Source organism: Streptomyces sp. NPDC051907 (genome assembly GCF_040681075.1).
Lineage (GTDB): Bacteria > Actinomycetota > Actinomycetes > Streptomycetales > Streptomycetaceae > Streptomyces.
This window is the reverse complement of sequence record NZ_JBFAYB010000013.1, coordinates 39,710-63,060: the sequence shown is the minus strand read 5'-3', so window position 1 is coordinate 63,060 and position 23,351 is coordinate 39,710. Positions and strand designations below refer to the sequence as shown.

Sequence of the window (23,351 nt, the reverse complement as noted above, 5' to 3'; positions counted from 1 at the left end):
GGCGCCGCGTCCTCGGTGGTGACGTCGAGGTCCTGGCTGGGGCGGTTCACGAGGTGGTGCGCCCGCACGGTGTACCCGCCGGTTAGACGCGTGTGCAGCTCCGGCATGTCCGTCACTCGGCTGCCTGGGTGCGAAAGGCGAGCTGGGGGAAGGCGTCTTCCCAGACGGTGCGCACAGTGCGGCCGACGAGGGTGCGCAGTACCGGCCACAGATGGGAGAACACTTCCAGGTTGAGCCGTAGTTTGTTCCGCCCTGAGCAGCACGGACTGCCCGCGTGACGCTCGTTTGACGCTCTGGGCGCCCTCGATCTGCACAGCGAGCCGAGAAAGCGCCTCCGACCTGGCCTTTTCCGTGACTCGCTCAGGCCGACACCTTTCCGATGACGCATCATGTGGAGTGCGTGGCGATTTTGGAGCCGGTTAAGTAGGGCGTCTGACCTGCAGGTTTGTGGGTGCCATCGCACGTAGGGGGAGTCGCCGTACGGAGGCGCATCACGGCGTCAGACTCGGCGGCGGCAACGGTCTCCAAGCTCGGAGATGACAGCCTTCTCGCGTGCGTTGGCGGCACCGTCCACAGCGGCCACCCTGTCGGCCGCGTCGAGAACGTCGCTCAGATCCCCTGGCTCGAGGTCTATGCGCCGCCACACCTCGGCGGGGTCGACATCGACAAGGTGTGCGAGCTGTTCGTCGACGATCTGATGCTGCTCCCGGACCAGCCGCACCAGGTGACGCATCAACAGAGTCTCATCGTCGGTAATCTTGTGGTTCGCCCGAATGACGAGCCATGCGACCCACAGCATCAACTGAGGGTGCTGACTCTGCTTGCTCAGATTCTCGGCGAGTTCGATCACCCGCGCCTCGTTCCGAAAGACAGCTTGCGCATGCCGCCCGGCGAGCAGCGTTGTGTAGCGGTTCAACACCACCGCAAGGGGAACGCCGACGACGGGGATGCCGATCTTGATGACGTTGCGCTGCAGGAGGAACTTGCCGACGAAAGGGAGCCCCTTCGCGGCGGTCAGTACTGCTTTGGAGTAGAAGCGCTTGATCGCCGGCCGTACTATGGCCGGCACAGCCTTGACCACACCTCCCCTGACCACTTCCCCGCTCTTGATGGTGAAGGCCACTCGAATGAGCTTCCACATGTCATCGGGGTCGGACAGGTCGAGCGGGACCCGGTAGAGGACTGCGATGTCGTACGCCAGGCGGAGCTGGAGCCGGGTGATGAATGCGACATCGACCATCAGGGTCGCGACGGCGGCCGGGACAGTCGCCGGCGAGGCGCCTCCAAGGCTGCCGATGGTGGCGGCGACGGCCGCCGTGTAGGCCCCGGCAGAGAGACCGCCTTCGAGCGCCGCGTACCGGGCCGCCATCTTGATCCGCTGATCGACGATGGCGTCCGCGGGTACGCCCGCATACCGTTCTTGGAAGTACTGCGAGTCGACTTTGTTGGTGTAGGAGTTCAGGGCATGAGCGCTGAGCTTGGTGAACCAGTTGCCCGACTTGATGTCATCTGCGCTCAGTCCCTTGATGAACTCTCGTATCTCGGCCTGCTCCTGCTCGACAATCTTGCGGTCGGCATCGTCGTCGCCGGTGCCGACGGCGTCAACCGGAGCTTCGGTCATGGCGAGTTCCCCCAAATACTTCAGCGTCCAGCCAGATTGCCGCAGCCGGACAAACCTGCTGACGTCTCATCACAGTGCCTTCAGAACCAGCACATCTATGGACGGATATCCCGTGAGCTGCGCAACTCTAGCGCGTCATCGTGCAGTTGGGGCCATCTCGTCGACCTCCGTCGCGATTGCCTCTAACGCGGTCAACTGCGAGCGGCCAAGCGCCGCAGACACGGCGTGAGCGTCCGGTCCGTCACTGACCCGGACGGAAACCTGCTGCGGATTTCGCTTTGTTGGCTAGGGTGGCTAGGCGGCAGCGGGCAGTTCTCTGGGGCGCGGAATCGTGGTCGTGGCGGGTGACATGGCGTCGGCCCCGACGGGAGGGGGAGGTGTGTCGCATCTGCTGCATAGGCTGCGACGGCGGCCGGAAGAAGACCCGCACCCTCACCCCGCCCCAACACGTCAAGACCCTGACCACCGTCTCCCGATCCCGCCCGAGCCCCCCAGCTCGACCCAACGCGGTGGGCCGGTGACGACCGCGCGGTCGGCACCCGCGGTGCTGCCCCCCGCGCTGCGCGGCTGGCTCGGGCTGGCCGCCGTCCTCGCCGCCCTCGTGGTCTTCGGGCTCGGGGTGTTGTATGCCGGGGGCAGTCAAGCCGGGAGGGGGGACAGGTGGGTCGTCTCGCCTACGGCGGACAGCGTGCGGCCGCCGTGGCGGCAGGTCGCCCTGGCCGTCGACTTCTTGGGGGAGCCCGTCGGAGCCGCGATGTTGGTCGTGGGCGCCGTGGTGGGCTGCCTGCTGCTTCGGTGGGCTCGGGCGGCCGTGCTCGTCGTTGCAGGAACCGGGATGGCCGTGGGGACGACCACGCTGCTCAAGCCCCTGGTGGGGCGCACCATTCATGGTGAGGACAACCTGTCCTATCCGAGCGGGCACACCGCCTTCCTCACCGCGCTCGCCCTCGTGGTGGCGCTGCTTGCCGTCGGACGGCTGGGGCTCGGCAGGAGGGGCGGTGTGTCACTCGTGCTCGCCGCCGCGCTGGTCGCCGGGGCCGCCATGGGATGGGCGCAGGTCGCCCTGGGGGCGCACTACCCGACCGACGTTCTCGGTGGGTGGTGCACCGCGTTGGCGGTGGCGCCGGCGACCGCCTGGCTGGTCGACCTGGTTGCCGACCGGCGACAGCGCGACTGACGGCACATCACGCCCGGCGGCGGAACACCGGCTTCACCGGTCGTCCGGCCAGCCACGGGGTGGGGTCGCCGGCGTCCAGTGCCTTGCGGTACACCGCGCACGCCTGGGCCACCACGTCGACGGTGTGCTCGATGTCGGCGTCGTCGAGCGCGCTGCTCACCACCAACGACGGGGCCAGCACCCCGCCCGCGAGCAGCCGGTGCAGGAACAGGGTGCGGTACTGCTGTGACGGCCGGCCGTTCTCGTCGAGGGTGGCGAAGACCAGGTTGCTGGCCCGGCCCCGGACGACGACGTGGTCGGCGACGCCCATGCCGGCCGCGGCGTCGCGGACGCCCGCGGCCAGCCGGTCGCCGAGGGTGTGCAGTCGCGCGGTGACGCCCTCCTCGGCGTAGACGGTCTGCACGGCCATCGCGGCTGCCAGGGAGTGGGTCTCCGCACCGTGCGTGGTGGACAGCAGGAACACCCGGTCGTCGGAGTGACGCAGCCCGCCCCGCTCCATCAGATCGCGGCGCCCGGCCAGGGCGGAGACGGCGAATCCGTTGCCCAGCGCCTTGCCGAACGTGGAGAGGTCGGGGACGACGCCGTACAGGCCCTGTGCGCCCGCCTCGGACCAGCGGAAGCCGGTGATCATCTCGTCGAAGACCAGTACGCAGCCGTGCCGGTCGGCCAGTTCGCGCAGGCCCTCGAGGTAGCCGGGCGGCGGCTCGGTGTGGCCGGCGGGCTCGAGGATCAGGCAGGCGACCTCGTCCTGGTACCGGGTGAGCAGCTCCTCCGTGGCGGCCAGGTCCCCGTAGGGGAAGGCCACGGTGAGGTCGGTGATCGCCGTCGGAATGCCGGCCGACATCGGCGTGGTGCCGATGAACCAGTCGTCGACGGAGAAGAACGGATGGTCGCCGCAGAGGGCCACCCGCGGGCGCCCGGTCGCGGCGCGCGCGAGGCGCACCGCGGCGGTGGTGGCGTCGGAGCCGTTCTTCGCGAACTTCACCATCTCCGCGGTCGGCACGGTGGCCAGGAAGCGTTCCGCGGCCTCGGCCTCCACGATGGACGGCCGGACGAAGTTGCTGCCGCGGTCGAGCTCCCGCCGCACCGCCTCGAGCACGCGCGGGTGGGCGTGGCCGAGGCTGACCGACCGCAGGCCGGAGCCGTACTCGATATAGCGGTTGCCGTCGACGTCCCACACATGGGCGCCGCGGCCGTGGCTGATGACCGGCGCCAGGTGCTCGGGGTACTGGTCGTCGCCCTTGGCGTAGGTGTGCGCGCCCCCGGGGATCAGGGCGTGCAGCCGCTCGTTCGCCGCCCGCGACCGGGGGAGCTGGAACTCTTCGGTGTCCACGGTGGCTTCAGCTCTCCTTCTGCTTCAGGGCCTCGGCGAGGCTCGGCGCCTCCCGGTCCCGCTGGGACATCGATGTGACCGGCAGCGGCCATGCGATGGCGAGCTCCGGGTCGTCGAAGGCGATCGTCACGTCCTCGGCCGGATCGTGCGGGCGGTCGATCCGGTACGAGGTGTCGGCGGTCTCGGTCAGCGACTGGAAGCCGTGCGCGCACCCCGCCGGGATGTACAGACTCGCCTGCGTATCGCCGGACAGCTCGAAGGTGGCCACGTTGCGGTAGGTCGGCGAGTGGGGCCGCAGGTCCACGACGACGTCGAAGATCTTCCCGTACGAGCACCGCACCAGCTTGGCCTCGCCGGCGCCGGAGCGCAGATGCAGACCGCGCAGCACGCCCCGGACCGAGCGGGACACGCTGTCCTGGACGAAGGCGCCCGGGTCGAGGCCCACCGAGCGGACCACGTCCGTGTCGAAGGTGCGGCAGAAGAAGCCGCGTTCGTCGGCGTACGGCGTCGGCTCGAACAGGTACGCGCCGGCGATGGTCGGGACTTCGGTCGCTTTCATGGAGCCTTCCGCAAGGTCTGGGCGTGGTCGGTCGTCGGGAACAAGGCCTCGGTCAAGGCGGTGAACTGGTCCTTCAAGCGCCGGGCGGCGTCCTGGTTCCGCTCGGCGAGGGTCCGCCGCAGCTCCGTCGATCGCTTCTCCAACTCCCGGAACTGTTCGAGGAGTCGGTCGGCGTCGACCTCGCGAGCCGGGTGGCAGTACGCGCCCAGCCCCATCCGAGCCATCAGCGCGTCGCTCTTCGCCGCATAGCTGAGCGCGAGGGTCGGCGTCGCGACCTTCAGCGCGCAGATCAGGTTGTGGTAGCGGGTCGCCACCACGGTGTCGGCAGCGGCCGTCTCCTTCATCAGGTCGGCCAGCGAAACCGCCTCGGCGGCGGTGACCAGCGGAGAGTCCACCGCGTCCCGGATCGCGTCGACCACCGGCCGGTCGCACGCGTCGCCGGTGAGCAGCCGGACCGGCCTGCCGTCCTCGACCAGCGCGCGGACGAACCGGATCGTCCCTTCGAGATAGCGCCGGTGGATCTCCTCGGCACGGGCGCGGTCGTCGTCGCCGCCGTGGAAGGCCATGACGCCGACGCAGACCTGGCCCGGCGGGCCCGACGGCGTGCTCGCCGGCGGCGTCGGCAGGGCGAAGGCGAGGTCCGGGTAGACCTCGTCGCGCGCGGTGTCCACGCCCATCGCCCGCATCGCGTCGCGGGACGGGCCGTCCCGGTACGAGCGGTACGTGGCGAGCTTCGCCGACCAGCGCACCAGGGCCCGGGTCGGCCGGCTGCCGATCGCGGCGGCGCCGACGCTGACCAGCGCGACCCGGGCGCCCAGCAGCCGGCCGGACGCGCAGAGCAGGAACAGCGAGTACGGGAAGCCCCACGGCCGCAGCGGCAGCGTGGCCTCCAGGACGCCCATGCCCGGCACGATCACCACATCGTGCCGGCGCACCCAGGCGGCGGTGCGGACGACGTCGACGAGCTTGCCCACGCCCTTGCCCGCGATCGCGCCCGCACGCGACGCGGTCCGGTACTCCCCGCGGTACCAGTGCAGCCGCGTCGCGGGGATTCCGTACCGGGCCGTGACGACCTCGGGCCCGCCGCACAGCGCGTCCACGACCGCGTCCGGGTGCGCGGCGCTGAGGTACCCGAGCACCGCCTCGAGCGATCCGTCGTTGCCGAGGTTGCCGGAGCCGAGCAGGCCGAACACCCCCACGCGTACGGGAGTTCTCATGTCTGCCGCCCCTCGCGTCCGGCGACGAGGGCGTCGACGGAGACGCTGTGCCGGCCCGGGTCGACCGGGGCGCGGTCCTCGACCCGCTCGCCGGCGCCCGGCCTGACCCGGCTGGTCGCCCATTCGAGCAGATGCCGGTGGCACGCGCGCCGGTCGGCCGAGGACAACGGCGCCCGCTGGACCGCCGAGGCGAAGCCCCAGACGTACTCGGCGAGCAGCCGGGGCGTCGGGTGCAGCAGGCCCGCCCGGCGCGGGTCCAGGTTGACGCACCGGGAGCGCTTGGAGGGGTTCGCCCGCTCGGCGCGGGTGGGGTGGTCGCGGCGGAAGTACAGCAGCTCCGGCACCTGGTGGAAGGGCCCGTGCAGGGTGATCTCGGCGACGAACGTGCGGTCCGCGTGGTGGTAGCTGTCGTGCGGCTTCACCCGGCGCAGCACGTCGGCGCGCATCACCCCGTAGAAGTCGTCGCCGCCGGGCTCGAACAGCAGGCTGCGGAAGCGCTCCGGCGCGCTCGGCGAGGCAGTGGCCAGCCCGTAGTCGTACGGGACCTTCACCTTGCCGTCCTCGTCGATGACCGCCTGGTCGCTGTGCGCGAGGATTGCCTCCGGCCGCTCGTCCAGTGCCTCCACGCAGCGCCGCAGCAGGTCCCGGGCGTACAGGTCGTCGTGCGAGGCCCACTTGAACAGCTCGCCGCGGCACTTGGTGAAGACGTAGTTGTGGTTCGGCGCGGCGCCGATGTTCCGGGGCAGCCGGAGGTACCGGATGCGCGAGTCCTGCGCCGCGTACTTGCGGCAGATGTACTGGGTCCCGTCGGTCGAGGCGTTGTCCGAGACGACCAGCTCGAAGTCCTCGTAGGTCTGGCCCAGCAGGGCGTCGAGCGACTCGGCGAGATACTCCTCGCCGTTGTACACGGGCAGGCCGATGCTCAGCCGGGGTTGCGCGGTCATGACGTCCTCACTTCGGGAACGGGGTTCTGGTCGCGCTCGCGCAGGGCCGAGCGCAGCTGCAGCCACCACACGGCCGAGCTGATGATGGTCGCGGCGGCGACGCCCCAGGCCGAGCCGACGGCGCCGGCCGCGGCCGCCCCGCCGAGCCCGCCGCCGACGTAGCAGACGGAGGCGAACAGCTGGGCGCGCAGGCTGCGCCGGGCCGCGGCGAGCGCGCGCAGCCCGGCCGCCGAGCCGATGCCGAGTCCGGCGCCCGCGACGCCGAGCGTGGCCGGCACGATCAGCTCCGAGGCGGCAGGCCAGACGTCGCCGAGCACGAGCTCGCCGGCCCGGTCCGGCACCAGGAGCAGCGCCCCGCCCCAGAGCAGCGCGGCGGCCGCGAGGGCGCCGGACAGCAGGAGGCAGAACCTGGCGAGGCGGTGCGGGGCCTGCCGCAGCACCCGTGCCGCCTCCGGGACCGTGACCAGCGAGAGACCCATCAGCACGGCGAGGAACGGGCCGAGCAGCAGCTCGGCGCCCCGGACCACGCCCACCGCGCTGACCCCGACGATCGCGCCGAGCCCGTACGCCCGCAGCTGGGACGCGCCGCTGACGCCGACGTTCTCGACCAGGTACCGGTAGCCGAGGTCGCGCTGCTCGCGCAGCCACGCGCGCGCTCCGGTCGGCCGGGGCCGGATGCCGGACTGGAGGCAGCCGTACCCCGCGGCCACCGCGGCCGCCGCGCCCCAGGCGAGCACGAAGGCCTCCACGCTGCCCACGCTAGCCGCCGCCACCAGGGCCGGGACAAGTGCGAGGCCTCCCAGGAGGTCGTTGACGAACGCCTTGCGTCCGGTGCCCGCGGCGAAGAACGAGTACCGCCAGGCGTCCTGCAGCAGCAGCCCCGGCAACACCACGCCGAGGCAGGCGAACGCGGGCCCCACACGGCCGCCGACGCTCAGCCCGGCCACCAGGCACACCGCGCCGACGGCGGCGCCGACGCCGAGCGCGGTGCCCGAGGACCGGGCCGCCGCCGCGCGCCAGGACGCGTCGGGCACGCCGCTGAAGCGCACCACGAGCGGGTCGGTGGCCAGGCCCCGGGAGACGCTGAGCACCACGCCGTAGGTCACCCAGGCCAGGCTGAACACGCCGAACGCGGCAAGGCCCAGCGAGCGGGCCACATAGACGCCCACCGCGAAGTTGGTCATGCTGCAGACCGCCTGGTCGGCCAGTCCCCAGGACAGCCGTCCGGCGATGGCCCGCCTGGCGCTCGGCCGGGCCGCGGCGTCCGTCGACTCGTCCCTCCCGGTGGTCATCGGCGTCACGCCTTGATCAGCCCGGCGCCGTGCAGGGCCTCGGCCGCGCCGGCGACCGCGTCGAACGGCAGACCGGACCGCTCGGCGACGTCCAGCAGGCTGTGCTCGCCCTCGGAGAGGCTGAGCACCCAGAGCATGGCCATCTGGGCCTGCTTGGCGTCGCTGCGGCCGCCGAGCGAGTCGTACAGCCCCCGCCGGCCCAGCTGTGGCTCGCCGTACGGGCTGAGGTTGACGTACCTCCGGTTGCGGTCCAGCATCGCGAACGCCTCGCGGCAGACGGCGAGGGTGTCCGCCATCGCCTCCGGGGAGACGAAGTCCGGGTTGTCCGCCGAGGTGTGGTACTCGGGGTAGCCCGCGTACGGGGTCCGGCTGAGCGAGCCCACGCCGAGGTCGAACCCGGGCGAGCAGTACTGCCGCTCGTCATAGCCGTACGGAGTGAACTCGTCGACGCTGTGCGGGCGTTCGGAGGCGGCCAGCACATGCCGCATCACCCGGTCGATCTCCGCGTCGCCGCGCCGGCTCTGCTTGTACGTCAGTCGGCCCGAGTCGCCCGCGCAGGCCAGCACCAGGCCGTGCTTGACGCGCTCGATCCGCTCCGCGTTGCGGGCCAGCCAGGTGATCGCCCCGATGGTGCCGGGCGCGTAGACGAACCGGTAGGTGTAGTACGGCGTCTGCTCCGCCAGCGCGCGGGCCAGGAACGTCGCCACCGCGATGCCGGCCAGGTTGTCGTTGGCCAGCGACGGGTGGCAGACATGGCAGGAGACGATCACCTCGTCGGGGACCTGCCCGGGGACCACATGCTCGGCGTAGGTGAGGTGGCCGTCCGCGAGCGTGGAGTCGACGCACACCTCGTACTCGCCGTCCGGCAGCGCGTCCAAGGTGTCCTGCGCCAGGCAGAACCCCCACTCCGGCTGGTAGTAGCTGGTGCGGTACGGCACCCAGCTCGGGTGGTCCGGCAGGGTGTGCAGGTGCGCGCGCAGCTCGGACAGCGGCATCGTCCGCGACACCGGCACGCTGTAGCCGAGCACATGCAGGCTGGACGCGGCGAAGTCGACGACCCGGTTGCCTGCGGCGTCGGCGATGTACGCGTCCCGGATGTTCCACTCCTGCGGCACCGTCCAGTCGAGCACCTGCGTCCCGGTCGGCACCTCGTGCACCTGGAGCGGGACGTACTCGCCGACGATCTCCAAAGTGGCGCGCACACCGTCGCCCGTGATGCTCCGGCACAGCGGGTACAGCCGCTCCACCAGGGCGTGCATCTGCTCGCCGGCCGTCGTCATCGGCGCCACCGCAGAGTGTCGTCGACGAGACCGGCGTCGGACGCCGCGCGCAGCACGGCGAGACGGGTGAAGCGCTGCTCGAAGTCCTCCCGGGTCAGCCCGTGCTCGCGGTAGGCGTCGGCGAGTTCGAGCGCGCCCTGCTTCACCGTCCACTCGCAGTCGAAGCCGGGGATCGCGGCGCGGAACCGGGAGAAGTCCACCCGGTACGACCGCGGGTCGGCGCCGTTCTCCCCGGTGATCACCACCTTCGCGCCGGACACCGCCTCGGCGACCTGCTCGGCGATCTCGGCGACCGTGACGTTGTTGGTCTCGCTGCCGATGTTGAACGCCTGGTCGTGCACCGCCTCCCGCGGGGCGCTCAGCGCGGCCGTGAAGGCGCGTGCGATGTCGGCTGCGTGCACCAGCGGGCGCCAGGGGGTGCCGTCGGAGAGCACCAGCACCTCGCCGGACAGGAGCGCGTGGCCCACCAGGTTGTTCAGCACGATGTCGGCGCGCAGCCGGGGCGAGTAACCGAAGGCGGTGGCGTTGCGCATGTACACCGGGCTGAAGTCGCCGTCGGCCAGCGCGCGCAGATCGTCCTCCACCCGCACCTTGGACTCCGCGTACGGCGTCACCGGGCGCAGCGGGGCGTCCTCGGCCACCAGGTCGTCTCCGCCGGCGGCGCCGTAGACGGAGCAGGTCGACGCGTAGAGAAAGCGCCGCACGCCGGCGTCGCGCGCCAGCCGGGCCAGGTGTACGGACGCGTGGTGGTTGATGTCGTAGGTGAGCTCCGGCGCCAGCGATCCCAGCGGGTCGTTGGAGAGCGCCGCGAGATGGATCACGGCGTCCACCCCGGCCACATGGTCGGCCGTGACGTCGCGCAGGTCCACCCGAGGCCCGCGAGGGTCTGCGGGCTGCGGGCCCAGCACGCAGTCGGCGAACAGGCCGGAGTCGAGACCGACGACCTCGTGCCCGGCCGCCGCGAGGACGGGGGCCATCACGGTGCCCAGGTAGCCCTGGTGTCCGGTCAGCAGTACGCGCAAGGTTCATTCCCCCAGTTCGAAAGTGCTCAGATCGAGCGTGAGTTTGGCGACGGCGAACGCCTCGGCGTAGCGGGCGTGGCATTCGATGCCGCGGATCCGGGCCAGCCCGAGGAAGGCCTCCCGGTCGTACCAGGGCCGGTGCCGCTGCGAGGGGTAGTGCTCCTGCAGCAGCCGCACCTTCTGTTCGGCGATCTCCGGCGTCAGCGGCTGGTACGCCGTCGGACGGCCGAGGTCGCCGTCCCACTTGACGATCTCGTAGCCGAGTACGAGGTGGTCGCGGAACGCGGTGGGCAGCAGCTGCGCCAGGCCGCGGTGGTCCTGGTGCGCGTCCTCGGTGCGCGGGGCCAGCACGAGATCCGGCTCGGTCCGCTCGCGCAGCTCCTCGACCGCGGCCTTGGCCTCCTCCCAGTGCGCGGGCATCCGGCCGTCCGGCAGCTTGAGCACGGTCAGCCGCAGGTCGGCGCCCGGGCAGAAGGCGGCGAGCGCGGCCTGCTCCTCCTGCTCCCGCTCGCTGCCGCCGCCGCAGAGCACCAGCGCGTCGACGCGGATGCCCGGCCGCGCCAGGCACAGCGTCAGCAGCGTGCCGCCGGCGCCGATGGCGATGTCGTCGCAGTGCGCGCCCACCGCGACGATCCGGTCCAGGCGCCCGGCCCCGAGCCGGATCACGCCCTCGCTCCGACGGTGTCCCGCTCCCACACGGCCCACGGCCGGTCGCCCCGGGCGTACGCGTCGTCGAGCGCGGCCCGCTCCTTCACGGTGTCGGTCGGCTTCCAGAAGCCGCGGTGCTGATGCGCCACCAGCCGGCCGGACTTGGCGAGCTGGCCGCATCCGTCGGCGACCAGGTCCCCGTTCTCCGGTATGTGGTCGAAGACCTCCTGGCGGAGCACGAAGTAGCCGCCGTTCTCCCACAGGGGCATGTCGCTCACCGCGGTGATGCCGCCCACCAGGCCGTCCGAGCCCAGCTCCACGCAGTGGAACGACGACTGCGGCGGCACCACCATCATCGACGCGCCGGCGTCGCGCCGGGCGAAGGAGTCGATCATCTCCGGCAGCGGGGCGTCGGTGAGCACGTCGGCGTAGTTGGCGAGGAACATCTCGTCGCCGTCCAGGTGGTGCCGCACCCGGCGAAGGCGCTCCCCGATCGGCGACTCGATGCCGGTCTGCGCGAACGTGATCGTCCAGTCGGCTATGTCCGTGGACAGCAGCTCGGTCTGCCCGCCGCGCAGCACGAAGTCGTTGGACGTCGTCTCCTCGTAGTTGAGGAAGAAGTCCTTGATGTGGTGGGCCCCGTACCCGAGGCACAGGACGAACTCCTTGTGCCCGTAGTGCGCGTAGTAGCGCATGACGTGCCAGATCAGCGGCCGCGGGCCGACCATCGCCATCGGCTTGGGCACGTCGTCCGCGGCGCCGCTGCGCATCCGCATCCCGTAACCGCCGCAGAACAGTACGACCTTCATCGCTTGACCTCGACAATGCTCAGTTCCGGGATGGGAAAGACCAGCCGGCCGCCCCACTCGTGCACGAAGGACAGCTGCTCGACCAGCTCGGCCCGCAGGTTCCACGGGAGGACGAGGACGTAGTCCGGCTTGTCGAGCTCTATCTGCTCGGGCGGCAGGATCGGGACGCGGGTGCCCGGGGTGAACCGGCCGTGCTTGTAGGGGTTGCGGTCGACGGTGTACGGGAGCAGGTCGGGCCGGATCCCGCAGTGGTTGAGCAGGGTGTTGCCCTTGCCCGGGGCGCCGTAGCCGACGACCGTCTCGCCGCGCTCGGCCGCCTCGATCAGGAACCGCAGCAGATCCCGGCGCACCTTGGCCACCCGGGCGGAGAACTCGGTGTACCCGGACAGCTCCTGCAGCCCGGCGGCCTTCTCCCGGGCCAGCACGTCGGCCACCCGGCTGCTCGGCTCGCCGGCGACCTCGGCCGGCCGGGCCCACAGCCGGATCGAGCCGCCGTGCGTGGGCAGCAGCTCGACGTCCACGAGCGTGAGTCCGCCGCTGGCCAGTGCCCGGACGGCGGAGGCGACCGTGTAGTACTGGAAGTGCTCGTGGTAGATCGTGTCGTACTGGTTCTCCTCGATCAGGGTCAGCAGGTGCTGCACCTCGATGGAGACCCACCCGTCGTCGGCGACCAGGGCGCGCAGCCCCTGGGTGAACCCGACCACGTCGGGGATGTGCGCGTACACGTTGTTGGCCACGACCAGGTTCGCCGGGCCGTGCTCGGCGCGGACGGCCGAGCCGGTGTCCGGGCTCAGGAACTCCGTGAGCGTGGGCACGCCCGCGTCCCGCGCCGCGGCGCCGACGTTCACCGACGGCTCGACGCCGAGGCACCGGATCCCCCGGTCCACCATGTGCCGCAGCAGATACCCGTCGTTGCTCGCGACCTCGACCACGAAGGCGTCCACGCCGAGACCGAGGCGCTCTACGGCGTCGGCGACGAACGTGCGCGCGTGCTCCACCCAGGAGGTCGAGTAGGAGGAGAAGTACGCGTACTCCTTGAACGTCTCCTCCGGCGTGATCAGCGGAGGGATCTGCGCGAGCCAGCAGTCGGTGCAGACCCGCAGGTGCAGCGGGTACGCCGGCTCAGGCTGGTCCAGTTGGTCCGCGGCGAGAAAGCTCTCGCACGGCGGGGTCGCCCCCAGGTCGACGACGCTCTCCAGCGCCGCCGAGCCGCAGAGTCGGCATCCGATCATCCGTTCCCCCCATTCCTGCTCGCGCGGGTGTCCCCGCGGCGAGCCAGTGTGTGCGTCTGTTGCGGCGGCGGGCTGTCCCCGCCGCCTGACCGACCCGCGATCGCGGAGCGGTACCCCTCCACCAGGCGCTCCAGCCCGACGGCCGGGCTGAAACCCTGCTCGTAACGGCGCCGGGCCGCCTGGCCCATCTCCTGGTTGCGGCCGTGATCGGCCGCGACGCGGCGCAGGCAGTGGGCGAGCGAGGCATGCTCGCCCGGCCGGTGCAGCAGCCCGGTCACCCCGTCCTCGATCAGCTCGACGAACGCGCCGTGACCGGCGGCGACGGCCGGGACCCCCGCCGCCATCGCCTCCACGACCACCAGGCCGAACGTCTCCAGCCACGTGGAGGGCGCCACCACGGCGACCGACCGCGCGACGGCCTGCCGACACTCGGCCACGTCGTACAGACCGACGAACCGCACGTCGTCCCGGCCCGCCGCCCAGGCGGCCACCTCCGGCTCCAGCGGTCCCGCGCCGGCGATCATCAGCGGCACGCCCACACCGCCTGCCGCGGCGAGCTCGTCCCACGCGGCCATGAGCAGCCGCAGGCCCTTGGCCTCCGCGAGGCGGCCGAGATAGAGCAGATGCTCGCCGGCGCCCGTGCGGCGGACGCCCGGCTCGGGCACGAAGTTGTGCTTCACCGCCAGCCGTTCGGCCGGCAGACCGGCCCCCACCAGGACGTCGCGCTGCGCCGCGGAGATGCAGAAGAACCGCTCCACGCCGGACCACCACCGCCGCCGGTTGACCGACAGACTGACCGCGAGCGGCACCGTCGCCAGCCGGGAGCCCCGGTAGCAGCCGTGCCGGACGGCGGGCAGCGGCGCGGTCCCGACGCACTCGGTGCACGGCCGGCCGTCCCGCTGCAGCGTGCCGGGCGGGCAGACCTGGGCGTAGTTGTGCAGCGTGGCGACGGCGGGCACGCCGGCGTCGGCGCAGGCGGCCAGCACCGCCGGCGACAGGAGCGGGAAGACGTTGTGGACGTGCACCACGTCCGGCCGCTCGGTGCGCAGCCGGGCGGCGAGCTCCTTGCGGACCGCCGGGTTCCATGGCACGAGCAGCGGCACCGCGGCCTTGCCCAGCAGGGACCGGGCGCCGATGTCGTCGCTGCGCCGCTCGAACACCTCGACCCGGTGGCCGGCCTCGCGCAGCAGCGCCGCCTCCTGGTCGACGACCTTGTTCTCCCCGCTCGGCTGCGCCGAGGCGTAGCGGTTGTGCACCACGAGAACGTGCATGGTCAGGTCGCCTCCGATCTCTGGGCCCATCGCTGGACGCTTCGTTGAGGGACTTCGGGCTTCGCCGGGGGAGCAGCCGCGGCGGGCGCCGCCAGCAGCGAGGCGGCCACGGCCAGATGCAGCAGATACGGCGAGGCGTCGCCCAGACCGGCCTCGGTGTACGACGCGATCGCGCAGTAGCTGATCAGGAAGATCGCGCAGGCCCGCTGCAGCGACGGCGGCCGCAGCAGCGCGACGCCGCCCAGGACGATGATGATCGCGGCCACCAGGGCGACGCCGGTCATGCCCTGCTCGTGGTAGACGGCCAGCCAGCTGTTGTCGATCGGCAGCCCGCCGAACGACTTGTCGCCCAGGCCCGCGCCGAACAGATACTCCGAGGTGGTCCGGGGCGCTGCCAGCAGGGCGTCCCAGACCTTGGCCCGGCCGGTGAGGTTGGAGAAGTTCTCCTGGCTCTGTCCGCGCAGGAACCACGCCTGCAGCAGGGAGCCGAAGCCCACCGCGGCCACCGTGGCGCACAGCACCGTCCAGGCGAAGAACCGGCGGGCGGCGGCGCTGGTCAGGGCGAGCGAGCCGATCGCCAGCATCAGCCCGATGAGCAGGCCGAGCGTGGCCGTGCGGGTATGGGTCAGCGCGAGCAGGACGAGCGCCGGCACGATGACCGCCGCCGCGCTGCCCCTGTCGGTCCGGCGGCCCAGTACGAGCAGCACGGTGAGCCCGATGATCACCGCGGCGTACTGTCCGATCTGCGGCGGGGTGAGCGGCCACAGCGCGCCGACCAGCCGCCCGCCGTAGAGCTCGGGCAGGGCGGCGCCCGGTGAGATGACCGCGCCGGCGGCCACCGAGGCGAGGACCGCGAAGTACATCCGGATATGGCGCCGGACGAACGTCAGGCTGCCGTCCCACCAGCGGCTGAGCAGCCACAGCGTGCCGACGAACAGAGCCAGCCGGGCGCAGCGGAACAGCGCGCCGAACCCGGACTCCAGGTTCGCGCTGGAGATCACGCTGGGCACCAGGAGCAGCGTCAGCAGGAGTACGTAGGCGCTGGCCCGGATGCGCAGCCGGAGGTTGACCGCGAGCGCCAGGGTGAACGCGGCGACCAGCGCGCCCATGGTGACCATCTGGATGAGGGAGCGGGGCAGCGGGACGATGGTCTGCGCCCCGGTGGAGCCGAGCGTGTTGAGGATCAGCAGCCCCCAGGCCGTCCCGACGATCTTCGAGGTGTGGTCCGTGCGGCCCGTGCGGTCTGTGTCGTCCGTGTCGTCCGTGTGGTCTGGGCGCATCTCAACCACCGTCCCGTGCGCGGAAGGTGCTGCCCTCGTCCTGCTCGTACGGCGTGCCCTGCCACTGCCCGGAGTCGAGGACCCGGCTCGGGTCGTGGGCGACGAACGTCCACGGTCCGAGGTAGACGTTGTCGTGCCAGCGGTTGTGCTGCTCGCGGGTGATCGCCTTGGCCACCCGCTCGCCCTGGTACGGCGACCAGTCCGGATAGGTGCCGTAGTTGGCCAGCAGCGCCATGCGGTCGCACTGCACCGTGCAGTGGACGACGGACTTGTCCAGCACGAAGCGGTTGCCGTGGATGTCCACCCGCTGGGTCTTCCACCGGCAGTCCGCGTACAGCGGCGCGGTGGCGATCCTCGGCTGTGCGCAGCGGTCGGTGTCCTTCACCAGCAGCGTGCAGTCGCCGGAGGAGGTGTTGGCCGGGCTGTTGCAGAACCGGTCGGCGTTCTCCCACAGGGTGATCCCGGACCAGTTGTTCTCCAGCACGTTCCGGGAGATCTCGATCTTGTCCGTGCGGGCCGGGACCCGTGGTTCGCCGCCGGACTCGGACAGATAGACGGTCGCGAACGGGAAGTTGTCGCCTCGGTCGGCGTGCTTGCGGCCCTCGACCCAGTTGTTCCGCCGGATCGTGTTCTTCCGGATGACCGCGTTGTAGCTGGTCTCGTAGATCAGCGCGGCGCCGTCGTTGGCCTCCAGCACGTTGTCCTCGATGAGGAAGTCGTTGTTGTTGGTGTCCGCCCATAACCCGGCGCCGCGGTTGTCGTGCACCCAGTTGCCGCGTATGTCAGCGCCGTCGACGGCCCAGAACTTGACGCCTCCCGTGCAGCCGCAGCCCGGCCGCCGCCGCTCCCAGTCGTCCCTGTTGTTGCCCGTGATCTCGTTGCCCTCGACCACCAGGCCGCTGACACGTCCGCCGGTCTTGTACGCGTTCATGCCGTACTGGCCGTTGTCGCGCAGGCAGCTGGCGCGGACCTGCTGGCGGACGCCGGCCATCAGCCCGGCGCCGGAGTTGTTCTGGATCGTCGCGTGCTCGATCACCCACCCGTCGGCCGAGTCGTGGTTGACCACGCCCTCGTTGTGCGGCGCGACGAAACCCTGCACGGTCAGATGGGAGATGGTGACCTTGCGGGCGGCGCCGCCGAACGCGTACTGGTTGGTCTTGTGGCCGTCGAGCACCGCGCCCGGCGCGCCGAGGTAGCGGTTCCCCTCCTTGGGGATGACCTGGGCGTAGCGGTCCGGCTCGAGCCTGTGCCTGCCCGGCCGAAGCCAGAACGTGGTGTTCGGCGGGCTGCTCTTGGTCTTCGCGGCCAGGTCCCCGGCCACCGCGGGGTCGACGCTCACCGCGCCCGCCGGCGCCGTCGCCGGCCCGGCCGCGGGCTTGGCGCACACCCGGGCCACGGACGTCGACGGCTCGGCGGTCGGCGTCGGCCGCGCGGCGGGCGTGCTGTCGCAGCCGGTCGCCGCCAGCAGGGCCAGCGCCAGCGGTGCCGCCGGCAACGCCCGGTGCCGCCACTTGATCCCCACACGTCCTCCCTAGCCGTGGAACCTGAGTACGGTGGTGAACTCCCCTGACGGCGCGGCGCCGTCGGCGAAGCCGGTGCCGACCAGCGTGGTGGCGGGCTCCTTGCGCCCGAAGCCGGCGGAGTACCAGCCCAGCGGAGGGTCGCTCTCGCCGCGATGCGCCTGCCAGGACAGCTGCCCGGGCAGGTCGAGCTCCGCGGAGCGGTCCTCGCCGTCCACGGTCCAGGCGAGCCGCGCCCGGCTCCCCACCAGGTCCGCGGCGATCGCCGGGCCGAGGTGGAACGCCAGGCGCACGGCCCGGCGCGGGCCGCGCACCTCGTCGACCACCCTCAGCTCCTTGTCCGCGGCCGTCAGCTCCACCCGGCGGCGGTGCACGGAGGGCTGGTAGCCGTCGTGCTCGGCGCACCAGCGGGCCGTGCCCCGGCCGGAGGCGTCGGACGGGTCCGCGACCAGGACGCGGGTGCGGGCATGCCGGGTCCACAGGAACGGGCCGCCGGAGACGGACTGGTCGCCGCCGTCCAGTTGCAGGGTGTTGTGGCCGAGGGTCGACCGGAAGTACTGCCGCCACTCGGGCTGCCCGTGGTAGCAGAACGTCCCCGGGTCGGCGAGCACGTCCACCCCGTCGTGCCGGACCTCCACGGACAGCGCGTCCGCGTGGGCGTGCGCGGCGATGGACAGGAAGCCGTGCGGACCGCCGTCGCAGCGGCACCAGATCTCTCCGGTCTCTCCCTGACCGCGCAGGATGGTCATACCGGCGTCGGCGAAGTGGGCCGGCCGACTCGCCGGGCGGGACACGGCCGGCACGGTCTCCCTCTTCGCGTACGGCTGGATGAGCGCGGCCAGCAGCGGGGTGCGCACATCGGCGCAGGGCGCCTCGGGCCACCAGGCGAGCCGGCCGAACACGGCGTCCCCGGTGGCCAGCAGCGAGGCCCAGCGGTCGGCGCCCGCGCCGTCCACGACCAGACCGTGCCCGTCGTCCGCGTCCCCCTGGCGCGGCGGCCGCAGACGGCTGTCCACGACGGCCGCGAGCGCGTCGGTCATCCGCAGCAGCACCAGCCGGATCGACGCGGGGACCGGCACGCCGGCCGCGTCCGCCTCGGCCACCGCGGCCAGGGCGAGCTCCAGCACCAGCCCGTGGTACTCGGTGGCCAGCTCGCGGTTGAGGCCGGAGGCGAAGGTGTTGCCGCGCAGATGCCGCTCCAGCGACCGCAGCGCGTCGGCTCGCCAACGCGCCGAGGAGGGGAACCACCCGAACGCGCAGGCCGCGGCGAACTGCCCGGCGGCCTCGGCGATGATGTGGTTGTTCGCCGAAGAGCCCCGGCTGGGGAAGGCGGCCAGCCAGCGCTGGTGGTGCCAGATCTGGTTCAGCGCCACCGGGTTGTCCTCGAACAGCCCGGCCGCGCCATGCCAGCCGTCGAGCAGCCGGCGGATCCACACCCAGGACAGCAGCCGGATCCCCAGCTCGATGCCGCTGATCCAGTGCACTCCGCGCAGCGGCGCGTTGGCCGCCCACCACAGCCGCAGATGCTCGGCCACGCGCTCGGCGTACCGGTCGTCCCCGGTGATCGCGTAGGCGGCGGCGAGCACGGTGAGGTACTGGTGCCGGGACAGCTCCCAGATCTGCTTGACGTCCCCGGACGCGTCCTCGTCCCGGTACGGCACGTCGAAGGCGTAGCCCCACGGCGCCCGGCGCCCGGTCTTCGGGTCGTACCACCAGTCCGGGTCGGCCAGGTCGTCGCGGACCACCCCGAAATACTCGACGTGCCCGGCCATCAGCCGGTCCGCCTCGGCGATCAGACGCTTCGCGGCGTCCGGCGGCACCGCGGCGACCGTCCCGGCGGGCAGCACCGAGGTGAACCGGGCGCCGGTCACGCTCGGGCTTTCGGGCCGCGCCGAGCGCCACCGCCGCCTGCGCACCGCGTCGGCCGCCCGGCCGCCGACCTCCCGCGGCCCCATCCGGGACAGCCGCCGCAGGTACCAGCCCGGACTCCCCGAGCTCACCGTCATCGCGCCCTCGCCAACGTCACCGGCGCGCCGCCGGCCAGGCTGGCCTGCACGGCGAGGGTGGCCGCCGTGGTGGCGGCCAGCGACTCCAGCGGCACTGGCATCGGCCCGCCGGTCCGCACGGCCTTGACGAACGCGGCCAATTCGGCGGACTGGCCCTTGTCCCGGGCCTTGGGCAGCCGCGAACTGACCCACCGCTTGCCTCGGCCGTCGTAGACGGAGGCGCGGACGAAGTCGTCGAGCCGCAGCACCTTGCCGTCCGCGACCAGGTCCAGCGTCTCTTTAGGGAAGCTGGGGGAGCCGGTGGTGACATAGCTGACAGTGGCGGTGGACCCGTCCGGGTAGCGCAGCACGATCTGGAGGTCCTCGTTGTCGGACGCGGCGACCGCGTACACCGAGACCGGGTCGGCCCCGAGCAGCCAGCTCGCCGTGTCGATGAAGTGCCCGCCCTCGCCGGCGAACCGCGAGCCCTCGACGCCTTGCCGGAGGTACCAGCTGCCGTGCTGCAGACGGCCCGCGTTGACCAGATAGCGCAGGCTCGCCGGCCCGGTCCGGGCGCCGAGCCGCTTCCTGGCCTCCTGGAGCAGCGGCGCGAACCGGCGGTTGAAGCCCACCTGCAGCCGGTCGTTGCCGGACTTCTCCACCGTCGCGAGCACGTCGGCCAGCTCGTCCTCGGTCAGGGCCAGGGGCTTCTCCACGAACACCGTCTTGCCGGCGAGCAGTGCCTTCTGGGTCAGGTCGGCGTGCGAGCTGTGCCGGGTGACCACGAACACCGCGTCGATGGACGGGTCGCCGAGCACGGCGTCGAGATCGGTGGTCGCCTCGGCGAAGCCGAACTTCCGCTTCGCGTTGGCCGCGGACAGCGCCGTCGTGGTGACGACCGTCGACAGCGTGACGCCGTCGCGCTGCGCCAGGTGCGGCAGCAGCATCGACGTCGCGTAGTTTCCCGCGCCGACGAACGCGAGGCGCACCGGCGCGTGGACGGACCGGGCCCGGGCGGAGGCCTTGTCGCCGCGCCGCACCGCGGGCACGGTCACCGCCGGGGCCTGCGCGGCCTCCTCCTTGTGCTCCGGGTAGCGGAACAGCACGGCCACGGCCTTCAGTTCGCCGTCTTTGAGGCTCTGGTACGTCTCGACGGCGTCGTCGAAGTCGGCGATACGGGAGACCAGGGGGTCCACGTCGACGCGGCCGCGGGCGACGAGATCGAGGAAGCACGCGAGGTTGCGGCGCTCGGTCCAGCGCACATAGCCGATCGGGTAGTCGCGCCCCTCGAGCTCGTACTCCGGGTCGTAGCGACCGGGGCCGTAGCTGCGGGAGAAGCGGACGTCGAGCTCCTTCTCGTAGTACGCGTTCCACGGCAGGTCCAGTCGGCACTTGCCGATGTCGACGACCCGGCCGCGGTCCCGGCTCAGCCGGGCGGCCAGCTCGACGGGCTGGTTGCTGTCGCCGCCGGCGGCCAGATACACGTGGTCCACGCCGTGGCCGCCGGTGAGCTCGGCGACGGCGTTCTCCACGGCCGCGGAGGCGGGATCGCCGCAGGCCACCGCGCCCAGGCTTTCGGCGAGCTCGCAGCGCGCCGGGTCGGGGTCGACCCCGACGACGCGCACTCCCGAGGCGGCGAGCAGCTGCACCACCAGCTGCCCGATCAGCCCCAGGCCGATGACCAGTGCCGCCTCGCCGAGCTGCGGCTCGCCCCGGCGGACGCCCTGCAACGCGATCGACCCGACGGTGCCGAAGGCCGCGTGCCGCGGCGCGAGGCCGTCCGGCACCGGGGTGTAGAGGTTCTTCGGCACCCAGTTCAGCTCGGCGTGCAGGGCGTGCTCGTTGCCGGCGCAGGCCACGAGGTCGCCGACCTTCACATCGTCGATCCCGGCGCCGACCTGCTCGACCACCCCGCACAGCGAGTAGCCCAGCGGCGTGTACGAGTCCAGCTTGCCCATCACCTTGCGGTAGGTGGCGGGCACCCCGTTGACCGCCACGCTCTGCATGACCTTCGCCACCTGGTCCGGCCGGGAGCGGGCCTTGCCCAGCATCGACATGCCGGCCTCGGAGACCTTCATCAGCTCGGTCCCGGTGGAGATCAGCGAGTACGCGGTGCGGACCAGCACACCGCCCGGCTTGCACCCCGGCGCCGGCACGTCGAGCACCGCCAGCTCGCCGCTCTTGTAGTTCTGAACAACCTGCTTCACCCGAACTCCTCTTAGTTCCTAAGCCGTTAACCGAGTGCTCTGACCGGACCCAGAGGTCGCGTCGCGATACCAGTACTCGAGGGTCAGCACATGCCACAGATGCTTGGAGAAGTCCCGCTGCCCGGCGGCGTCCTCGGCGACCATGCGCGCCAGCGCGTCACGGCGCAGGAGCCCCGATTCGACGAGCACGCCGTCGTTGACCACCTCGCGCACCAGCGGCGCCAGATCCCGGCTCATCCAGGCCCGCAGCGGGGCGCTGAACAGGCCCTTGGGCCGGTACACGATCTCCTTGGGCAGGATCGATGTGGCCGCCTCCTTGAGGACGGCCTTGCCCTGCCGTCCGACGATCTTGCGATCGCCGGGCACCGCGAACGCCGCCTTCACCACCTCGACGTCCACATACGGCACCCGCACCTCGGTCGACGCGGCCATGCTGGAGCGGTCCGTGTACGCGAGGTTCAGACCCGGCAGGAACATCCGGGCGTCGCCCAGGCACATGCGGTTGACGAAGTCGTCGAGTTCGTTGTCCCGGTAGACGTCCGCGTGCTCGGTCAGCACGTCGTCGACCGTCCCCGCCAGGTCCGGATCGACCAGGGCGAGCAGCTCGTCCTGGTCGTACATGGTGTAGCTGCGCCGGAACGCGGTCTCCTCCGGCAGATCGGCGAAGGAGAGGAACCGCTTGGCGAAGCGCACCGACCGGTAGCCGCGGCGGGCCGATGCGACCGGCAGCCGGTCCACGGCACTGGACAGGCCGCGCCGCAGGGGCCGCGGGACGCGCTGGTAGCGCAGCGCGATCAGGTTGGCCAGATGCTTGCGGTAGCCGGCGAACAGCTCGTCGGCGCCCATCCCCGACAGCATCACCTTGACCCCGGCCTCCCGGGCGGCCGAGCAGATCAGGAACGTGTTGATCGCGGCGGGGTCGCCGATCGGCTCGTCCAGGTGGTACGTCATCTGCGGCAGCAGGTCGAGCACGTTCGGAGCGATCTCGATCTCGTGCAGGTCGACGCCGAACCGCTCGGCCACCTGCCGGGCATAGCGCAGATCGTCCGGCATCGCCTCGAACTTGGCGTCCTCGGCGCGGAAACCGATCGTGTACGCGGAGATCCCCGGCTGGTCGCGGGCCGCCAGCGCGGTCAGATAGCTGGAGTCGAGACCGCCGGAGAGGAAGGTCGCCACGGGCACGTCGGAGAGCAGGTGGCGCCGGGTCGACTCCTCGACGACGGCCGCCAGGTCCGGCAGCTCGCCGCTGCGGGCCCGCTCCTGGCCCTCGGCGGCGACGTCCTTGAGATGCCAGTAGCGGCCGCGCTCCACCCGGCCGTCGGGCCGGCACCGCAGCCAGCTCCCCGGCGGCAGCTTCTCCGCCTCGCGGAACGCGCAGCGCGAGTCCGGCACCCAGTAGTACAGCAGCGAGGCCACCAGCGCCCCATGGTCCACCTCCAGCGATCCGCCGGTTGCGGCGGCGAGCGCCTTCAGCTCGGAGGCGAACACCAGACCCTCGCCGCGCCGGAGCAGGAACAGCGGCTTGATGCCGAGCTGGTCGCGGGCGAGCACCAGGTCGCCGGTTCGCTCGTCGAAGATCCCGAACGCGAACATGCCGCGCAGCCGGGTCAGGCAGTCCGTGCCCCAGCGGCGCCACGCCTCCAGCAGCACCTCGGTGTCGGAGGTGCCGCGGAAGCGCACCCCGGCGGCCGCCAGCTCGGCGCGCAGCTCGGGCGCGTTGTACAGCTCGCCGTTGTACGTCAGGGCGAGGCCGCCCGAGACCATCGGCTGGGCGCCGGTCTCGGACAGGTCGACGATGGCCAGCCTGCGGTGCCCGAGGTGTACCTCGCCGTCGCCGACTGAGTGGCTGTAGCGGCCCGCCCCGTCCGGACCGCGGTGGGCGAGGGTATCGGTGAGCCGGTCGGTCACGACCTTCCCGTCCGGCCATCGGTAAGTGCCTGCGATGCCACACATG

Annotated in this window: 18 protein-coding genes; 1 reads left to right on the top strand and 17 read right to left on the bottom strand. The window is 72.0% G+C overall.

Features of this window, described 5'->3' with window-relative positions:
* Positions 1 to 499 precede the first annotated feature (499 nt).
* Positions 500 to 1,621: a hypothetical protein gene (locus AB0M39_RS10870; protein WP_365362509.1), complete on the bottom strand. Its 1,122-nt coding sequence runs from the start codon at positions 1,619 to 1,621 to the stop codon at positions 500 to 502.
* Between the two features lie 517 nt (positions 1,622 to 2,138).
* Between AB0M39_RS10870 and AB0M39_RS10865 the strand changes: the two genes are divergently transcribed.
* The gene (locus tag AB0M39_RS10865; protein WP_365362507.1) at positions 2,139 to 2,798 is read left to right on the top strand and encodes a phosphatase PAP2 family protein; all 660 of its coding nucleotides are present in this window, start codon (positions 2,139 to 2,141) and stop codon (positions 2,796 to 2,798) included.
* Between the two features lie 7 nt (positions 2,799 to 2,805).
* Here the strand turns inward: AB0M39_RS10865 and AB0M39_RS10860 are convergent, their stop codons facing one another.
* Genes AB0M39_RS10860 through asnB form a run of 16 tightly spaced genes read right to left on the bottom strand, consistent with a single transcriptional unit; the run spans position 2,806 to position 23,350 of the window.
* Positions 2,806 to 4,131 carry a glutamate-1-semialdehyde 2,1-aminomutase gene (locus AB0M39_RS10860; RefSeq protein WP_365362505.1) on the bottom strand — a complete coding sequence of 442 codons (1,326 nt, stop codon included), beginning with the start codon at positions 4,129 to 4,131 and terminating at the stop codon, positions 2,806 to 2,808.
* A gap of 7 nt (positions 4,132 to 4,138) precedes the next feature.
* A complete protein-coding gene (rfbC, locus tag AB0M39_RS10855) occupies positions 4,139 to 4,690 on the bottom strand; it encodes a dTDP-4-dehydrorhamnose 3,5-epimerase (RefSeq protein ID WP_365362503.1) in 552 nt (183 codons plus the stop codon).
* Positions 4,687 to 5,907 (bottom strand): polysaccharide pyruvyl transferase family protein, encoded by a 1,221-nt coding sequence (locus AB0M39_RS10850; protein WP_365362501.1) that lies wholly within the window; start codon positions 5,905 to 5,907, stop codon positions 4,687 to 4,689. The genes rfbC and AB0M39_RS10850 overlap by 4 nt, the downstream gene beginning before the upstream one ends.
* Complete coding sequence (locus AB0M39_RS10845; protein ID WP_365362499.1) at positions 5,904 to 6,851, bottom strand: glycosyltransferase family 2 protein; 948 nt, start codon at positions 6,849 to 6,851, stop codon at positions 5,904 to 5,906. The genes AB0M39_RS10850 and AB0M39_RS10845 overlap by 4 nt, the downstream gene beginning before the upstream one ends.
* Complete coding sequence (locus AB0M39_RS10840; RefSeq protein ID WP_365362497.1) at positions 6,848 to 8,143, bottom strand: hypothetical protein; 1,296 nt, start codon at positions 8,141 to 8,143, stop codon at positions 6,848 to 6,850. The genes AB0M39_RS10845 and AB0M39_RS10840 overlap by 4 nt, the downstream gene beginning before the upstream one ends.
* 5 nt (positions 8,144 to 8,148) lie before the next feature.
* Positions 8,149 to 9,432 carry a DUF4910 domain-containing protein gene (locus tag AB0M39_RS10835; RefSeq protein WP_365362495.1) on the bottom strand — a complete coding sequence of 428 codons (1,284 nt, stop codon included), beginning with the start codon at positions 9,430 to 9,432 and terminating at the stop codon, positions 8,149 to 8,151.
* Positions 9,420 to 10,445, bottom strand: a complete 1,026-nt coding sequence (locus AB0M39_RS10830) for an SDR family oxidoreductase (RefSeq protein WP_365362493.1) — start codon at positions 10,443 to 10,445, stop codon at positions 9,420 to 9,422. Before AB0M39_RS10830 ends, AB0M39_RS10835 begins: the two co-directional genes overlap by 13 nt.
* A gap of 3 nt (positions 10,446 to 10,448) precedes the next feature.
* Complete coding sequence (locus AB0M39_RS10825) at positions 10,449 to 11,111, bottom strand: PIG-L deacetylase family protein (protein WP_365362491.1); 663 nt, start codon at positions 11,109 to 11,111, stop codon at positions 10,449 to 10,451.
* Positions 11,108 to 11,902: a glucose-1-phosphate cytidylyltransferase gene (locus tag AB0M39_RS10820; protein WP_365362489.1), complete on the bottom strand. Its 795-nt coding sequence runs from the start codon at positions 11,900 to 11,902 to the stop codon at positions 11,108 to 11,110. Before AB0M39_RS10820 ends, AB0M39_RS10825 begins: the two co-directional genes overlap by 4 nt.
* Positions 11,899 to 13,134: a class I SAM-dependent methyltransferase gene (locus AB0M39_RS10815; RefSeq protein ID WP_365362487.1), complete on the bottom strand. Its 1,236-nt coding sequence runs from the start codon at positions 13,132 to 13,134 to the stop codon at positions 11,899 to 11,901. The genes AB0M39_RS10820 and AB0M39_RS10815 overlap by 4 nt, the downstream gene beginning before the upstream one ends.
* Positions 13,131 to 14,405: a glycosyltransferase gene (locus tag AB0M39_RS10810; RefSeq protein WP_365362582.1), complete on the bottom strand. Its 1,275-nt coding sequence runs from the start codon at positions 14,403 to 14,405 to the stop codon at positions 13,131 to 13,133. Before AB0M39_RS10810 ends, AB0M39_RS10815 begins: the two co-directional genes overlap by 4 nt.
* 2 nt (positions 14,406 to 14,407) lie before the next feature.
* Positions 14,408 to 15,685 carry an O-antigen ligase domain-containing protein gene (locus AB0M39_RS10805; protein ID WP_365362485.1) on the bottom strand — a complete coding sequence of 426 codons (1,278 nt, stop codon included), beginning with the start codon at positions 15,683 to 15,685 and terminating at the stop codon, positions 14,408 to 14,410.
* A 1-nt stretch (position 15,686) separates the two neighbouring features.
* Positions 15,687 to 17,207: a right-handed parallel beta-helix repeat-containing protein gene (locus AB0M39_RS10800; protein WP_365362483.1), complete on the bottom strand. Its 1,521-nt coding sequence runs from the start codon at positions 17,205 to 17,207 to the stop codon at positions 15,687 to 15,689.
* Between the two features lie 9 nt (positions 17,208 to 17,216).
* Positions 17,217 to 19,211, bottom strand: a complete 1,995-nt coding sequence (locus AB0M39_RS10795; protein WP_365362481.1) for an alginate lyase family protein — start codon at positions 19,209 to 19,211, stop codon at positions 17,217 to 17,219.
* A complete protein-coding gene (locus tag AB0M39_RS10790; protein WP_365362479.1) occupies positions 19,208 to 21,397 on the bottom strand; it encodes a bi-domain-containing oxidoreductase in 2,190 nt (729 codons plus the stop codon). Before AB0M39_RS10790 ends, AB0M39_RS10795 begins: the two co-directional genes overlap by 4 nt.
* A gap of 18 nt (positions 21,398 to 21,415) precedes the next feature.
* A complete protein-coding gene (asnB, locus tag AB0M39_RS10785) occupies positions 21,416 to 23,350 on the bottom strand; it encodes an asparagine synthase (glutamine-hydrolyzing) (protein ID WP_365362477.1) in 1,935 nt (644 codons plus the stop codon).
* Position 23,351 lies beyond the last annotated feature (1 nt).